Raw genomic sequence first — 13,171 nt, 5'->3', positions numbered from 1 at the left:
CAAAGTAATGGCAAAAGAAGACAGAATTGAAATGCAGGGTGAGGTTCTAGAAAACCTCCCAAATGCAACGTTTAGAGTTAAGTTGGAAAATGGTCATGTGGTATTGGGCTATATTTCAGGAAAGATGCGTATGCACTACATTCGCATTCTTCCTGGTGACAAAGTCACTGTAGAAATGACGCCTTATGATTTGTCACGTGCGCGGATTATTTTCCGCGTGAAATAGTTTTAGGCTGTATAGAACAAGCTAAAGAGGTGGAAAAATGAGAGTTCGTGCATCAGTTAAGGCGCTTTGTCGTCATTGTAAAGTTGTCCGTCGTCGTGGCGTAGTGCGTGTTATCTGTACAGATCCACGTCACAAGCAACGTCAAGGTTAATTGGACAGTAATACACTTAATAGTTGTGGCTTGATCAATTGGTAATTGTTAAAAGTTGGTCAAGCTGTTAAAATTTTAGGCTTTTTTGGCGATTTGATTAGGCCAATTGATTCAATCAAATCATTGCGCCATTATTTTGGAGTAGAAACATGGCTCGGATAGCAGGGGTTAACATCCCAAATCATAAGCACACTGAGATCGCATTAACGTCGATCTACGGTGTTGGTCGTAATACTGCAAAGCAGATTTGTCAGGCTGCAGGTGTTTCTACGACTGCAAAAATTAAAGATCTGAACGACGCTGAAGTTGAAAAGCTGCGTGATGAAGTCGCAAAGCTTAAGGTTGAAGGCGATTTGCGTCGTGAAGTAACGATGAATATCAAGCGCTTGATGGATTTAGGTTGCTACCGTGGTGTACGTCACCGTCGTGGTCTACCAGTTCGTGGTCAACGTACAAAGACAAATGCGCGAACACGCAAGGGTCCTATCAAGCCTATTAAGTCTTCCAAGTAAGGAATAATGCAACATGGCAAAAGCTAACGTACGCGTACGCAAGAAAGTTAAAAAGAACATTGCCGAGGGCATCGCCCACGTGCACGCTTCTTTTAACAATACAATCATTACGATCACTGATCGTCAGGGTAATGCACTTTCATGGGCAACTTCTGGCGGAGCAGGTTTTAAGGGCTCACGTAAAAGTACTCCTTTTGCTGCACAGGTAGCTGCTGAAGCAGCTGGTAAAGCAGCTCAGGAATGCGGCGTGAAGAACCTTGAAGTCCGTATCAAGGGCCCAGGCCCAGGTCGCGAGTCTGCAGTGCGTGCGCTGAATGCTGTAGGTTTCAAGATCACTAGCATTTCTGATGTGACGCCAGTACCGCACAATGGTTGCCGTCCACCTAAAAAACGTCGTATCTAAACTACCGTATTTAAGTTTTAGATACCCACGTATTTAAGTTGTCAGATATAAACTTTCAAGGATAGGTTATGCAAAACAGTCCGACCGAATATTTAAAGCCACGTGTTGTTGACGTTGAAGTGATTTCACCTGTGCGTGCACGCGTGACACTTGAGCCGATGGAACGCGGTTTTGGCTATACGCTGGGTAATGCCTTGCGTCGTGTATTGCTTTCTTCAATCCCTGGCTTCGCGATTACTGAAGTCAAAATTGATGGCGTTGTGCACGAGTACTCTACGCTTGATGGCGTACAGGAAGATGTCGTTGATATCCTGTTGAACCTCAAGGGTGTTGCTTTAAAGCTGAATAGTAAGAGTGAAACAACATTAACTCTGAATAAATCAGTTGAGGGTGTTGTAACAGCTGCTGATTTTGAAACTGGTCATGATGCTGAGATTTCTAATCCTAATCATGTGATTGCTCACCTGACTAAGGGTGGCAAGTTAAACCTTGAAGTTAAGGTTGGTATGGGTCGCGGTTATCAACCTGTTCCTGCGCGTTTAAAGACAGATGAAGACCGTGTGCTTGGTTTTATCCAAGTTGATGCTTCATTCAGCCCGATCAACAAGGTAAGTTACCACGTTGAAAGTGCACGTGTTGAGCAGCGTACAGATTTGGATAAATTGGTAATGGACGTTGAAACTAACGGCGTTATCGAGCCAGAACAAGCGATTCGTGATGCTGCGCGTATCTTGATGGGTCAATTGGCTGTATTCGCTGACCTTGAAGGTGCTCCAACAGAAATCGAAGTGAAGAATGCACCACAAGTTGATCCTATCTTGCTACGTCCAGTAGATGATTTAGAGTTGACTGTGCGTTCAGCAAACTGCCTGAAAGCAGAAAATATTTACTACATTGGTGATCTGATCCAACGTGGTGAGAATGAGTTATTGAAGGCACCAAATCTTGGTCGTAAGTCTCTCAATGAGATTAAGGATGTTCTGGCTTCTAAAGGCCTGACATTAGGTATGAAACTAGAAAACTGGCCGCCTGTTGGCCTGGAAAAAGTATAAATAGCAAAGGTGTGAGGTATCACTATGCGTCATCGTAACAGTAATCGTAAATTAAACCGCACAAGTAGCCATCGTCAGGCGATGTTGCGCAATATGGCAACGTCATTATTACGCCATGAGCTGATCAAGACTACTTTGCCAAAAGCTAAAGAGCTGCGTCGTGTAGCAGAGCCTTTAATCACTTTGGGTAAGAGTGCAACATTAGCTAATCGTCGCTTGGCTTTCAGCCGTTTGCGTGACCGTGATATCGTAGGCAAGCTATTTAATGAGCTTGGTCCACGTTACCAAACACGTAATGGTGGTTACTTGCGTATTCTTAAATGCGGTTTCCGTGATGGCGATAATGCACCAATGGCATTGGTTGAGTTGGTTGACCGTCCTGATTTATCAGCAGAACCAGTTGTTGCTGAGTAATATCGGTTACGGATTTAAAACAGTTTGAATAAAAAAGCCGGTCATACCGGCTTTTTTATTGTCTGAACTATATCTTTTTATATTACTGACACGTTTATGCAGTATAAATACATCATCTAAGGCATCAAGTTGTTATGCTAACAATATGAAGATAATTAAAATTATTGTTTTCGTTAGCTCAGAAAAACTCCATAATAATGAAGTTGTCACAGATTAAGTGGGATGGGGGTGAGCTGGTTGACCCAATTTCATTAAGGCGGCACCCGAATCGGGCAGTCATTCTTGTAACCTAGCAGCATCAATGAGCTAAGTAATGGCCGAAACCCAAGAATCAAAAGAAAGCTTACAAGAGAACTTGCAGCAGGTGATCAGCCTGTTGAATAAGCATCGGCTTGTCGAGGGTTTGGTGCATAAGCAGGATATGCCTAAGCAGCATCTTCTTGAAACGCTAGTCCATAAACAAAATCTTGCGGAGCTGCAAAAGAAACTGGATGCCCTGCATCCGGCTGACGTCGCCTACATCCTTGAGTCATTACCGTTAGAGCAACGTCTTGATATCTGGGAGCTGGTTAAAGCGGAGCGTGATGGCGAGATACTGCTGGAAGTATCGGATGCTGTTAGGCAGACGCTTATCGCTGATATGGATAGCGATGAATTGCTGGCCGCTGCTGAGCAGCTCGATACCGATGAACTGGCTGATTTGGCGCCAGACTTACCTAAAGATGTTCTGCAGGATCTGCTTGATAGCCTGGATATCCAGAATCGTGAGCGTTTGCAATCCGCATTGGGTTATACGGATGATGCAGTTGGTGCGTTGATGGACTTTGATATCGTCACCATTCGCGAAGATATTACGCTTGAAGTGGCTTTGCGTTACTTGCGCCGTTTGGGTGGGCTGCCCGATCATACGGATAAGTTATTCGTAGTAGACCGTTATGGCATTCTGCAAGGCGTATTGCCACTGAAACGTATGGTGGTGAATGATTTGGATGCTGAGGTGGTCGATATCATGGCGGATGATGCCGTGGTATTCCATCCAGAAGACAAAGCTGATGAAGCAGCTAAGGCATTCGAGCGCTATGACTTGGTGACAGCACCTGTTGTCGATAGTAATAATAAGCTTGTAGGTCGTTTAACCGTTGATACGGTGATGGACTTTATTCGAGAAGAAGCAGAGAGCGACATGCTTTCGATGGCAGGTTTGCGTGAAGAGGAGGATCTCTTCTCTTCTGTGTGGAAATCGGTACAAAACCGTTGGACTTGGTTGGCGATCAATCTTGTGACGGCCTTTATTGCATCACGGGTGATCGGCTTATTCGAAGGGTCAATAGAAAAGATCGTGGCCTTAGCAGCGTTAATGCCGATTGTTGCCGGTATAGGTGGTAACTCAGGTAATCAGACGACAACGATGATTGTGCGCGGCTTAGCACTAGGGCAGATCGCTTCATACAACATGAAGTCGCTTCTGCTCAAAGAGCTTGGGGTCGGGTTAATGAATGGTTTGCTCTGGGGTAGTGTGCTAGGGGTATTGGCTTATTTCCTGTATCACAACTGGGCGCTTGGTGCAGTGATGACGGCTGCAATGACGCTTAATCTTCTGCTTGCCGCGATCATGGGCGTGATGATCCCGCTGGTCATGACAAAGTCTGGGCGCGATCCTGCTGTAGGTTCCAGCGTGCTGATCACTGCGGTGACTGATAGTGGTGGTTTTTTTATCTTTTTAGGCCTTGCCAGCATATTTCTTATATGAATAATGAATTAGCTCTAATGTGGCAGGATCTTGCTACGGATATAGCTAGCCCAGTGATTGTTTGGCAGCTCAGTATCATCATACTTTCGCTTGTACTTGCTGGGTCTATCAATGGGCTGCTTAAAGCCTATGTAATGAAGCATGCACCTGAGACTTGGAAAGTCGGTATCGGTGGAATCAATCGTGTTTTGTTCCCACTCTCATCTTTGATATTGATCTATATCGGCCAGCTTATTCTAAGTAACTGGCAACATACCAGTATGTTGAAATTGGCTGATAAATTATTAATCGCGATGGCGGTTATCAGGCTAGTGGTATATGCCTTGCGCTATATCTTCTCTTCCGGTGGATGGGTACGCGCGATGGAGCACTTAATCTCAACTATTGTATGGTTGATATTAGCATTTCATCTGAGTGGTTTATTGCCGGATATTATCTTAGCACTCGAAGATATCAGTTTTACTGTAGGTAAAAACCATATCAATCTGCTACTTATTTTGCAGGGGTTGCTGACGGTAGTAATCACCTTGATAGGTGCGCTGTGGGTAAGTAGGGTGATCGAGAACCGGCTCATGAATGCTGCACAGATCAATATGAATATGCGGGTCGTATTGAGCAAGTTGATCCGTATCTGTTTCTCGTTGATTGCAGTACTAATTGCCTTATCTGCGGTTGGCCTTGATATCACATTATTGTCGGTCTTTGGGGGCGCCTTAGGTGTCGGTATTGGGTTCGGATTGCAGAAAATCGCAAGTAATTACATCAGCGGCTTTATCATCCTCATCGATAAATCCATGCAAATGGGGGATGTCATTACCATTGATAATCATTATGGCATCGTGAGTGACTTGCGGTCACGCTATCTTGTACTGCGTAAGTTAGATGGCACACAAGTGGTCATTCCTAATGAGACCTTGATTACAAGCTCTGTGGTGAATCATTCATTCACGGAAAGAAAAGCGCGTGTACAGATGCCGATTCAGGTGAGTTACGAAAGTAATCTTGAAAAAGCGATGGGATTAATGCTGGAATGTGCAAAGAACCATCCTCGTGTGATGCAAGATACTGTGCCGACGGTGAATATCGCTGGTTTTGGCGAAAGCGGTATCGATTTGAACCTGAATATCTGGATTCCGGATCCTGAGGAAGGCTCAGCAAGCTTGAAGTCTGCTATCTATCTTGAGATATGGCGCGCATTTCAAGCGAATTCGATTGTTATTCCATATCCACAGCGCGAGGTGAGAGTGCTGTCTAATATGGAAAACAGCAAACCCTCTGGTTTAGATGTATGATGGATTTGAATGAGTCGAAGCACTAGAGGAATATCATGAGTCACTTTTGGTTAATAGATTTACCGTGGTGGGGCTATATATTAGTTGCTTTAGCGTTTACCCATGTCACGATCGCAGCGGTCACTATTTACCTGCATCGCTGTCAGGCACATCGGGCTTTGGAGCTTCATCCGGTAGTGAGTCATTTCTTTCGATTCTGGTTGTGGATGACGACGGGAATGGTCACAAAAGAATGGGCAGCTATTCACCGCAAGCATCATGCAAAATGTGAAACTGAAGATGATCCCCATAGCCCGCAAGTATTAGGCATTGTTAAGGTGCTTCGTGAAGGTGCAGAGCTTTATCGTGCAGAATCCAAAAATGAGGAGACCTTGAATAAGTATGGCAGTGGCACACCAGATGATTGGATGGAGCGACATGTCTATACCAAACATAGTGCTTTAGGGATAGGCCTGATGTTTGTGATCAATGTTGCTTTATTTGGCCCGCTCGGTATGACTATTTGGGCGGTACAAATGGCATGGATACCGATTACTGCTGCTGGTGTTATTAATGGTCTCGGGCACTATTGGGGATATCGCAATTTTGCAGCAGCTGATGCGAGTACGAATATATTCCCCTGGGGTATTTTGATCGGTGGCGAAGAGCTGCACAATAATCACCATTCTTATGCCAGTTCTGCCAAGTTATCCAGTAAGTGGTATGAGTTTGATATCGGCTGGATGTATATCCGTGCGATGGAAATCATTAGCTTAGCCAAGGTAAAGAAAGTAGCGCCTAAAGTAAGTTTCGATTGGGCGAAGACCCGTTGTGATCTTGATACATTGCAGGCAGTGATTACGCATCGGTTTGATGTCATGGGTAAATATGGTGCGATGCTTAAGAAAGCATACAAGCAAGAGATCGATAAGGTGCGTCATGCTTATAAAGCGCACTCTCACGGCCATGAGTCCCCAACGCTTGAGCGTATTCGCCAATGGCTACATTTAGATGCTAGCGAGTTGCAAGACAAAGAAAAGCTAGCGTTAGACAGCGTCTTACGAAGCACGGTCAATCTACATAAGATATATGAGCTGAAACAAGAGCTGGTAGCGATTTGGGAGCGTTCAACTTCGACTCAGGAGCAACTTTTGAAGAACTTAGAGGATTGGTGCCACCGTGCAGAAGCCTCTGGTGTCGAGGCCTTGCAAGAATTCTCTCGCAGACTACGTTGTTATAGAATGGCCTAACTGACGAGAAACATATCGTAATAAAAAAGCCCGCACGTGCGGGCTTTTTTATTACTAAACTTAAAGGCTATTTAAGCTTAGTTTCTTTGTACAGTACATGCTTACGAACAACAGGATCAAATTTCTTGATCTCCATTTTTTCTGGCATGGTGCGCTTGTTCTTGGTCGTTGTATAAAAATGACCAGTACCTGCGCTTGACTCTAATTTGATTTTTTCACGCATGATAATTCCTTAGATCTTTTGACCGCTAGCGCGTAAATCGGCTAAAACAGCATCAATACCGTTTTTGTCGATTGTGCGCAGAGCAGCATTAGTAATACGCATACTGATCCAGCGATTTTCGCTCTCAACCCAGAATTTGCGATTTTGCAAATTAGGTAAGAAACGACGCTTGGTCTTGTTATTTGCGTGGGAAACGTTATTCCCAACCATCGGCTTTTTGCCGGTTACCTGACATACGCGTGCCATGGTGGACTCCGAAATTCGAAAAGACCGCATTTATACCATGAAAATACAGAGTTTTTCAAGTGAATTCTGTATTTTCTGCCTAAAAGTAGCGCAAAACTAATCATTGCTCGATATTTGAGAATTCAGCTTTTACCTGTGCTACCAAAGCCGCCTTCGCCCCGTTCACTTGCCGCAAACTCTTCAACAACCGTAAAACTGGCTTGTATGACTGGCACGATGACCAATTGTGCAATACGCTCCATTGGGTTTAGCATGAAAGACTCCTTGCTGCGATTCCAGCAGGAAACGAGCAATTGACCTTGGTAATCTGAATCGATCAAACCTACAAGGTTGCCCAGTACGATGCCGTGTTTATGCCCTAACCCTGAGCGCGGCAGAATCATGGCCGCATAGTTTGTATCACGCAGATACATGGCAATGCCTGTTGGAATCAATGTTGTTTCGCCTGGGTTTAATGTCTGTGTATGCTCTATACACGCCCTAAGGTCTAAACCTGCAGAACCTGGTGTTGCATAAGTAGGTAGCAGGTTGCTTAAACGATCATCCAGTATCTTGAGTTCGACTTGTAGAGACATAAGAGTGCCTTTAATCTAGGAGTGAAGGGAAAGCATGCTTGCGATATGTTGCAGTAACATACGCGCAAGTTCTGATTTTGTAGCGTGGGGTAACGTATGGCTACCGTTATCATCTAATAAAACCAGTGTGCTGTTATCTTTGCCCATCGCTTCTGTTGCGATATTGGCAGCAATCAAAGGCAATTTTTTGCGTTGACGCTTTTGTTCAGCGAATTCCAATAGATGCTCACTCTCGGCGGCAAACCCCACACAGAATGGTGGTTGTTTGAGGTTGGCTACTTCGCTGAGGATGTCGGTATTGGGAATTAATTCTAATGTAAATGCCTGTTCGGTTTTCTTGAGCTTATGAGCACTGGCTGTTGCCGGACGATAATCTGCAACAGCCGCAACGCTAATAAAGATATCTTGCTCAGCAATATTATCCATGACGGCACCATGCATCTCTTGGGCACTAGTAATAGCGATAAAGTCTGTAGAGTAGGGTTTTTGCAGTGCCGTAGGGCCACTGATCAAAGTGACTTTAGCGCCCATTGCTTGTGCGACTTCTGCGATGCTGTAACCCATTTTTCCTGAGCTGAAATTAGTGATGCCGCGTACAGGATCGATGGCTTCAATGGTTGGGCCAGCAGTAATCAATATATGTTTGCCCGCAAACAGTTTCGGTTGCAGTGTGTTTGATAGTAATTTTACTAGCTGTTCAGGTTCGAGCATACGCCCGAGGCCGATTTCTCCACAGGCCTGCTCACCAGCACCGGGCCCAAAAATGGTGATGTCATCATTTTCCAGTTGTTGGATATTGCGCTGTGTCGCTGGGTTTTCCCACATTTGTTTATTCATTGCCGGGGCGACCATTAACGGACAGTCACGCGCTAGACATAGTGTCGATAAAAGATCATCTGCTCCACCATGCACTAGTTTTGATAAGAAATCCGCACTGGCTGGCGCGATCAAAATAGCGTCAACGTTACGTGATAGCTCAATGTGTGGCATGCCGTTGGCGATGCTGGCATCCCACATGTCAGTGAATACTGGTTTACCTGATAAGGCTTGTAGCGTCACAGGCGTAATGAACTGGCAGGCGGATGTTGTCATGACGACCTGAACGTCGATCCCTTGTTTGACTAATAATCGTACAAGCTCAGCCGCTTTATAGGCAGCAATGCCGCCGGTAATGCCTAGCAAGAGTTTTTTGATTGCAGGATGCGTCATAATGAATAATGATTTGAATTAGCTGGATTTTATATGAAAGGGTGAGGCGTGGCGATTACAGATTGGCCGGAGGGGGAGCGACCGCGTGAAAAACTCTTGGCAAATGGGGTGGGTGTACTTTCAGACGCCGAGTTGCTGGCGATATTCTTAAGAGTTGGCGTGACAGGTAAAAGTGCGGTTGATCTCGCAAGGGACTTGCTCACTCGCTTCGGGAGCTTGAATGGGATATTTGCGGCCAGTTTGCATGAGTTATGTCAGGTGAGTGGCATTGGATCAAGTAAGTATGCGCAGTTGCAGGCGATCTTTGAGATGAGTCGCAGGGCATTAGCGGAAGAGATGCAGGTGCGTGATGTATTAAGTTCACCTGCGCAAGTGAGGGATTACTTACGTTTGAAGTTAGGTCAGTTAACACGTGAAGTATTTCTGGTGATATTTCTTGATGCGCAGAATCGGGTGGTATCGCAAGAGGAGTTGTTCTCTGGCACATTGACACAAACTTCTGTGTATCCTCGGGAAGTGGTTAAACGGGCATTACATCATAATGCCGCTTCAGTGATTTTCGCGCATAACCATCCATCGGGTATTGCGCAGCAAAGTCAGGCGGATGAGTTGCTGACTACCGCGCTAAAGCAGGCCCTCTCGCTTGTGGATGTACGGGTGTTGGACCATTTTATCGTGGCAGGTAATACGACTTTATCGTTCGCCGAAAAAGGGCTGCTTTAAGTTTTGGGCAATTGATCTTCCAAAGTGAATTGCAGGTTTGCCAGCTTGTTATATAAGCCGCCTTGATGCCGAAGCTCTGCGGGTGTGCCTATTTCGATGATCTTGCCGTGCTCTAAAACGATGATGCGGTCAGCATTCTGTACGGTAGCGAGTCGGTGTGCGATAACAAGCGTCGTGCGGTCCTGCATCGCTGTGTTAAGACCTTGCTGGACGAGTATCTCTGACTCTGCATCTAGTGCGCTTGTAGCTTCATCCAGCAGCAATATCGGTGCATCTTTTAGAATAGCGCGTGCGATGGCGATGCGCTGTTTCTGACCACCAGATAGACGCGTACCGCGTTCGCCTAAGAATGTCTCATAGCCTTCTGGTAGTCGCTCGATAAACTCATCTACCAGTGCTGCTTTTGCTGCAATCATGACTTCTGCATCCGTTGCATATGGGCGACCGTAACGGATATTTTCCATCGCGTTCGCCGAGAAGATAACCGGATCTTGAGGAACGACGGCGATCATGCTGCGCAAATGTTCTAGGCTTAATGAGCGGATATCTTGATTATTGATACTGATGCTGCCGCTAGATACATCATAGAAGCGGAGCAAAAGTTGGAATAATGTGGTTTTTCCGGCACCTGAAGGGCCTACCAGTGCGATGGTCTCGCCATTGGTGATGTTGAGTGAGATGCCATCAAGCGCTGGGATTTGCGGCCGCGCAGGGTAAAAGAAACTAACGTTATTGAATTCGATTCCTGCCTGTGCTTGCTTGATGAATTCAACGGGTTGTTCCGGTTCTGCGATGGCGGGTTCAGAGCGTAATAATTCGAGTAGGCGCTCTGTCGCGCCTGCTGCACGCATGATATCTCCCCATACTTCGGCCATCGTGCTCACGCTGCCAGCTACCATTGCGGCATAGAGAATGAAAGAGGCCAGTTCACCGCCTGACATGCTGCCTTGGCTGACTTGTCGTGCGCCCATCCACAATACAAAAATAATGGAGCCCATGATGGCTGTGATGATGATGGCTGTAAGCGCGGCTCGCACACGTATGCGTTTGATGGCGGTTGAAAAGCTGATCTCTGTGCTGTTACGGAAGCGTGCGATCTCACGCTGCTCTTGTGTGTAGGATTGCACGGTAGGCATGGCATTGAGGATCTCGCCTGCCATTGCTGAACTATCTGCGATCCTGTCTTGTGACTCACGGGATAACTTCTTGACCGAACGACCGATCAGTATGATGGGGAAGATCAATAGCAGCATTAAACCGAGATTGAGTGAGAATAAATAGAAGCTGGTGACGGCCAGCATGATCATGCCACCGATAAACTGAAACAAGCTACGTAAACCCATTGAAGCTGAGCTACCTACGACAGTCTGGATCAAGGTGGTATCGCCCGTAAGCCGTGACAACACTTCACCTGTTTGTAAGGTCTCAAAGAACTGTGGCGACTGAGTCATCACACGCCCATAGACCGCACTACGCAGATCGGCTGTCACACGTTCGCCAACCCACGATACAGTATAGTAGCGCGCTGCTACCATCACAGCCCAAAAGCTGGCGAGACCGAATAGAACGAGAAAGTGGCTATTCAAACTGAGTTTACTACCCAGTGAATCGACATTCTTTGCCGCGGATTGTCCGAACCCAAAATCGATGAGGTCACGGAATGCTAATGGCACGAGTAAAAGCGTAGCCGATGCAAAGCATAGAAGTAGAAACGCCAAGAGTATCTGGAGACGATAAGGCCGCAGAAGCGGCCACAGATCAGATAGTAAGGATAGACGTTTGCTTGTATTGACTACAGGTATTTGCAGAGGTACCTCTGGTTTGTTTAAAGCTCAATCCAGTGATATGCGAATGATACTAACCGGATTGAGTGATGATAGTCTTGTGGGATTAACGACCCTTGCCGCCCATAGAGCCGCGATTATAGTCTTTATCTCCTTTGGGAATGCAGCGCCCGAAGCCTAAGAAGCCACCTTGTGTCCCATTAGGACAGCCTTGGTTCTCTTCATACTGGCTAGCGATTTTCTCAGCTTCAACCGCTTTTTCTTTCTCTACGAATTTCCAACGGCCATTAGGTTGCAAAATCACTTTGTCACCACTTGCGGTAGTAGCGGTAATGTCGCTAGCTATTTCTTCCGCGATCGCAGGCGTAATCATAAGGGTGGAAAGGAGTAAGGCAAGATAAACGTTTTTCATCAAGAATCTTTCGGGCAATGGGTAAGGGTAATTTAAAAGCAAGCTAGTGCAAAACATATTCACATACCATTCTAAGCCTACTTAGTATCGTACTCAAGTTACTGGCCATTATTCTGGACATATCCAGAGAAATAACCGCTAGTAGCAAATAGCTGTCAGTGACGTCTGACATAACAATCAGTCAATCGCCGCTCATGCCAACGCAAGGTTAACGTTAAATTGATCACCGTGACGAGAGAATATTGAACCTGACATTCTCTTAATAACAATAAGTCCGATAACTTGATAAGTGGAGGTAAGAAAATGTCATTGGGAACAATATTACTGATCATTCTAATTTTAATGCTCTTGGGTGCTTTGCCAGCTTGGCCACACAGCCGTAACTGGGGCTATGGACCTACAGGTGGTTTAGGTCTTGTGGTCATCATTCTTTTGATTCTTGTTTTAACTGGTCGGTTCTAACGACTACTAAATAAAGGAGAAACATCATGGTGAAATATATCGTTGCATGGATGCTGGGCGTACCTTTCTTCTTGTTAGTGATCATTTACTTCTTTATGCACTAAATGATCCTAAGATATTTGGGAGGTATCAATGAATGTTATCTTTAAATTAGCTACTTTATTTATGTTGGTGATATCGCTAACTGCCTGTAGTGGAATGTCTACCCGTGATAAAAATACCGCTGCTGGTGCTGGTATAGGTGGTGTTGCTGGTGCGGTGCTCACAGGTGGTAGTGCGCTAGGCACTGTGGGCGGGGCGGCCGTAGGCGGTGTAATCGGCAATCAAGTGGGTAGTGGCAAGAAATAGATTTTTGCATCTATTTCTTAAATAAATGGGCTGGTCTGGTAATACAGACCAGCCCATTTTGATGTTGGCTTGGAATAGATAGCTTCAGCATCTATACGATGCTGCTATTTACATTCAGTTACAAGCTGACCTGCTTTATACTGCATGCTCCATTATTCAA

General features: G+C 45.6%; 18 protein-coding genes. 12 read left to right on the top strand and 6 right to left on the bottom strand.

What is annotated here, in order from left to right; translation table 11 throughout:
* The first annotated feature begins 7 nt into the window (after nt 1-7).
* The 9 genes from infA (at nt 8) to A7981_RS09400 (ending at nt 7,029) form a co-directional block, all read left to right on the top strand.
* A complete protein-coding gene (infA, locus tag A7981_RS09435) occupies nt 8-226 on the top strand; it encodes a translation initiation factor IF-1 (protein WP_067267396.1) in 219 nt (72 codons plus the stop codon).
* A 37-nt stretch (nt 227-263) separates the two neighbouring features.
* A complete protein-coding gene (gene rpmJ, locus A7981_RS11835; protein WP_082048359.1) occupies nt 264-377 on the top strand; it encodes a 50S ribosomal protein L36 in 114 nt (37 codons plus the stop codon).
* 149 nt (nt 378-526) lie between these two features.
* Nucleotides 527-889, top strand: coding sequence for a 30S ribosomal protein S13 (rpsM, locus tag A7981_RS09430; protein WP_067267394.1), 363 nt, complete (start codon nt 527-529; stop codon nt 887-889).
* A 13-nt stretch (nt 890-902) separates the two neighbouring features.
* Entirely contained in the window at nt 903-1,292 is a 390-nt protein-coding gene (gene rpsK, locus A7981_RS09425; protein WP_011478671.1) for a 30S ribosomal protein S11, read from the top strand.
* A gap of 68 nt (nt 1,293-1,360) precedes the next feature.
* On the top strand, nt 1,361-2,344 hold the full coding sequence (rpoA, locus tag A7981_RS09420; protein ID WP_067267392.1) for a DNA-directed RNA polymerase subunit alpha: 984 nt from the start codon (nt 1,361-1,363) through the stop codon (nt 2,342-2,344).
* A gap of 24 nt (nt 2,345-2,368) precedes the next feature.
* Nucleotides 2,369-2,758, top strand: a complete 390-nt coding sequence (rplQ, locus tag A7981_RS09415; RefSeq protein ID WP_067267390.1) for a 50S ribosomal protein L17 — start codon at nt 2,369-2,371, stop codon at nt 2,756-2,758.
* Nucleotides 2,759-3,071: 313 nt separating this feature from the next.
* Nucleotides 3,072-4,508, top strand: coding sequence for a magnesium transporter (mgtE, locus tag A7981_RS09410; RefSeq protein ID WP_067267386.1), 1,437 nt, complete (start codon nt 3,072-3,074; stop codon nt 4,506-4,508).
* Entirely contained in the window at nt 4,505-5,800 is a 1,296-nt protein-coding gene (locus A7981_RS09405; protein WP_067267385.1) for a mechanosensitive ion channel family protein, read from the top strand. Before mgtE ends, A7981_RS09405 begins: the two co-directional genes overlap by 4 nt.
* Before the next feature lie 35 nt (nt 5,801-5,835).
* A complete protein-coding gene (locus A7981_RS09400) occupies nt 5,836-7,029 on the top strand; it encodes a fatty acid desaturase (protein WP_067267383.1) in 1,194 nt (397 codons plus the stop codon).
* A 67-nt stretch (nt 7,030-7,096) separates the two neighbouring features.
* Here the strand turns inward: A7981_RS09400 and rpmG are convergent, their stop codons facing one another.
* The 4 genes from rpmG to coaBC form a co-directional block, all read right to left on the bottom strand.
* Entirely contained in the window at nt 7,097-7,252 is a 156-nt protein-coding gene (gene rpmG, locus A7981_RS09395) for a 50S ribosomal protein L33 (protein WP_067267382.1), read from the bottom strand.
* Nucleotides 7,253-7,261: 9 nt separating this feature from the next.
* Nucleotides 7,262-7,498: a 50S ribosomal protein L28 gene (gene rpmB, locus A7981_RS09390; RefSeq protein WP_067267380.1), complete on the bottom strand. Its 237-nt coding sequence runs from the start codon at nt 7,496-7,498 to the stop codon at nt 7,262-7,264.
* Between the two features lie 122 nt (nt 7,499-7,620).
* A complete protein-coding gene (gene dut / locus A7981_RS09385) occupies nt 7,621-8,073 on the bottom strand; it encodes a dUTP diphosphatase (protein ID WP_067267378.1) in 453 nt (150 codons plus the stop codon).
* 15 nt (nt 8,074-8,088) lie between these two features.
* Nucleotides 8,089-9,282, bottom strand: coding sequence for a bifunctional phosphopantothenoylcysteine decarboxylase/phosphopantothenate--cysteine ligase CoaBC (gene coaBC, locus A7981_RS09380; RefSeq protein ID WP_067267376.1), 1,194 nt, complete (start codon nt 9,280-9,282; stop codon nt 8,089-8,091).
* Nucleotides 9,283-9,330: 48 nt separating this feature from the next.
* Here coaBC and radC point away from each other — a divergent pair, with 48 nt between their 5' ends.
* Complete coding sequence (gene radC / locus A7981_RS09375) at nt 9,331-10,005, top strand: DNA repair protein RadC (protein WP_067267375.1); 675 nt, start codon at nt 9,331-9,333, stop codon at nt 10,003-10,005.
* Here the strand turns inward: radC and A7981_RS09370 are convergent.
* Together A7981_RS09370 and A7981_RS09365 are read right to left on the bottom strand one after the other, a co-directional pair.
* Nucleotides 10,002-11,813 carry an ABC transporter transmembrane domain-containing protein gene (locus A7981_RS09370; RefSeq protein WP_067267372.1) on the bottom strand — a complete coding sequence of 604 codons (1,812 nt, stop codon included), beginning with the start codon at nt 11,811-11,813 and terminating at the stop codon, nt 10,002-10,004. The genes radC and A7981_RS09370 overlap by 4 nt on opposite strands.
* 82 nt (nt 11,814-11,895) lie before the next feature.
* Nucleotides 11,896-12,201, bottom strand: coding sequence for a hypothetical protein (locus A7981_RS09365; RefSeq protein WP_067267902.1), 306 nt, complete (start codon nt 12,199-12,201; stop codon nt 11,896-11,898).
* 303 nt (nt 12,202-12,504) lie between these two features.
* Here A7981_RS09365 and A7981_RS09360 point away from each other — a divergent pair, with 303 nt between their 5' ends.
* A complete protein-coding gene (locus A7981_RS09360) occupies nt 12,505-12,663 on the top strand; it encodes a DUF3309 family protein (RefSeq protein WP_067267371.1) in 159 nt (52 codons plus the stop codon).
* A 132-nt stretch (nt 12,664-12,795) separates the two neighbouring features.
* Nucleotides 12,796-13,011, top strand: coding sequence for a glycine zipper 2TM domain-containing protein (locus A7981_RS09355; protein ID WP_067267368.1), 216 nt, complete (start codon nt 12,796-12,798; stop codon nt 13,009-13,011).
* The last annotated feature ends 160 nt before the right edge of the window (nt 13,012-13,171 follow it).

Source organism: Methylovorus sp. MM2 (assembly GCF_001648895.1).
Classification (GTDB): Bacteria; Pseudomonadota; Gammaproteobacteria; order Burkholderiales; family Methylophilaceae; genus MM1.
The sequence above is the reverse complement of the archived record's forward strand: the minus strand, read 5'-3'. Positions and strand labels throughout refer to the sequence as shown.

Excerpts from the sequence above, each read along its gene's own strand:
- infA (WP_067267396.1), top strand. The coding sequence starts at position 8 with ATGGCAAAAGAAGACAGAATTGAAATGCAGGGTGAGGTTCTAGAAAAC.
- rpmJ (WP_082048359.1), top strand. The coding sequence starts at position 264 with ATGAGAGTTCGTGCATCAGTTAAGGCGCTTTGTCGTCATTGTAAAGTT.
- rpsM (WP_067267394.1), top strand. The coding sequence starts at position 527 with ATGGCTCGGATAGCAGGGGTTAACATCCCAAATCATAAGCACACTGAG.
- rpsK (WP_011478671.1), top strand. The coding sequence starts at position 903 with ATGGCAAAAGCTAACGTACGCGTACGCAAGAAAGTTAAAAAGAACATT.
- rpoA (WP_067267392.1), top strand. The coding sequence starts at position 1,361 with ATGCAAAACAGTCCGACCGAATATTTAAAGCCACGTGTTGTTGACGTT.
- rplQ (WP_067267390.1), top strand. The coding sequence starts at position 2,369 with ATGCGTCATCGTAACAGTAATCGTAAATTAAACCGCACAAGTAGCCAT.
- mgtE (WP_067267386.1), top strand. The coding sequence starts at position 3,072 with ATGGCCGAAACCCAAGAATCAAAAGAAAGCTTACAAGAGAACTTGCAG.
- A7981_RS09405 (WP_067267385.1), top strand. The coding sequence starts at position 4,505 with ATGAATAATGAATTAGCTCTAATGTGGCAGGATCTTGCTACGGATATA.
- A7981_RS09400 (WP_067267383.1), top strand. The coding sequence starts at position 5,836 with ATGAGTCACTTTTGGTTAATAGATTTACCGTGGTGGGGCTATATATTA.
- rpmG (WP_067267382.1), bottom strand. The coding sequence starts at position 7,252 with ATGCGTGAAAAAATCAAATTAGAGTCAAGCGCAGGTACTGGTCATTTT.
- rpmB (WP_067267380.1), bottom strand. The coding sequence starts at position 7,498 with ATGGCACGCGTATGTCAGGTAACCGGCAAAAAGCCGATGGTTGGGAAT.
- dut (WP_067267378.1), bottom strand. The coding sequence starts at position 8,073 with ATGTCTCTACAAGTCGAACTCAAGATACTGGATGATCGTTTAAGCAAC.
- coaBC (WP_067267376.1), bottom strand. The coding sequence starts at position 9,282 with ATGACGCATCCTGCAATCAAAAAACTCTTGCTAGGCATTACCGGCGGC.
- A7981_RS09365 (WP_067267902.1), bottom strand. The coding sequence starts at position 12,201 with ATGAAAAACGTTTATCTTGCCTTACTCCTTTCCACCCTTATGATTACG.
- A7981_RS09360 (WP_067267371.1), top strand. The coding sequence starts at position 12,505 with ATGTCATTGGGAACAATATTACTGATCATTCTAATTTTAATGCTCTTG.
- A7981_RS09355 (WP_067267368.1), top strand. The coding sequence starts at position 12,796 with ATGAATGTTATCTTTAAATTAGCTACTTTATTTATGTTGGTGATATCG.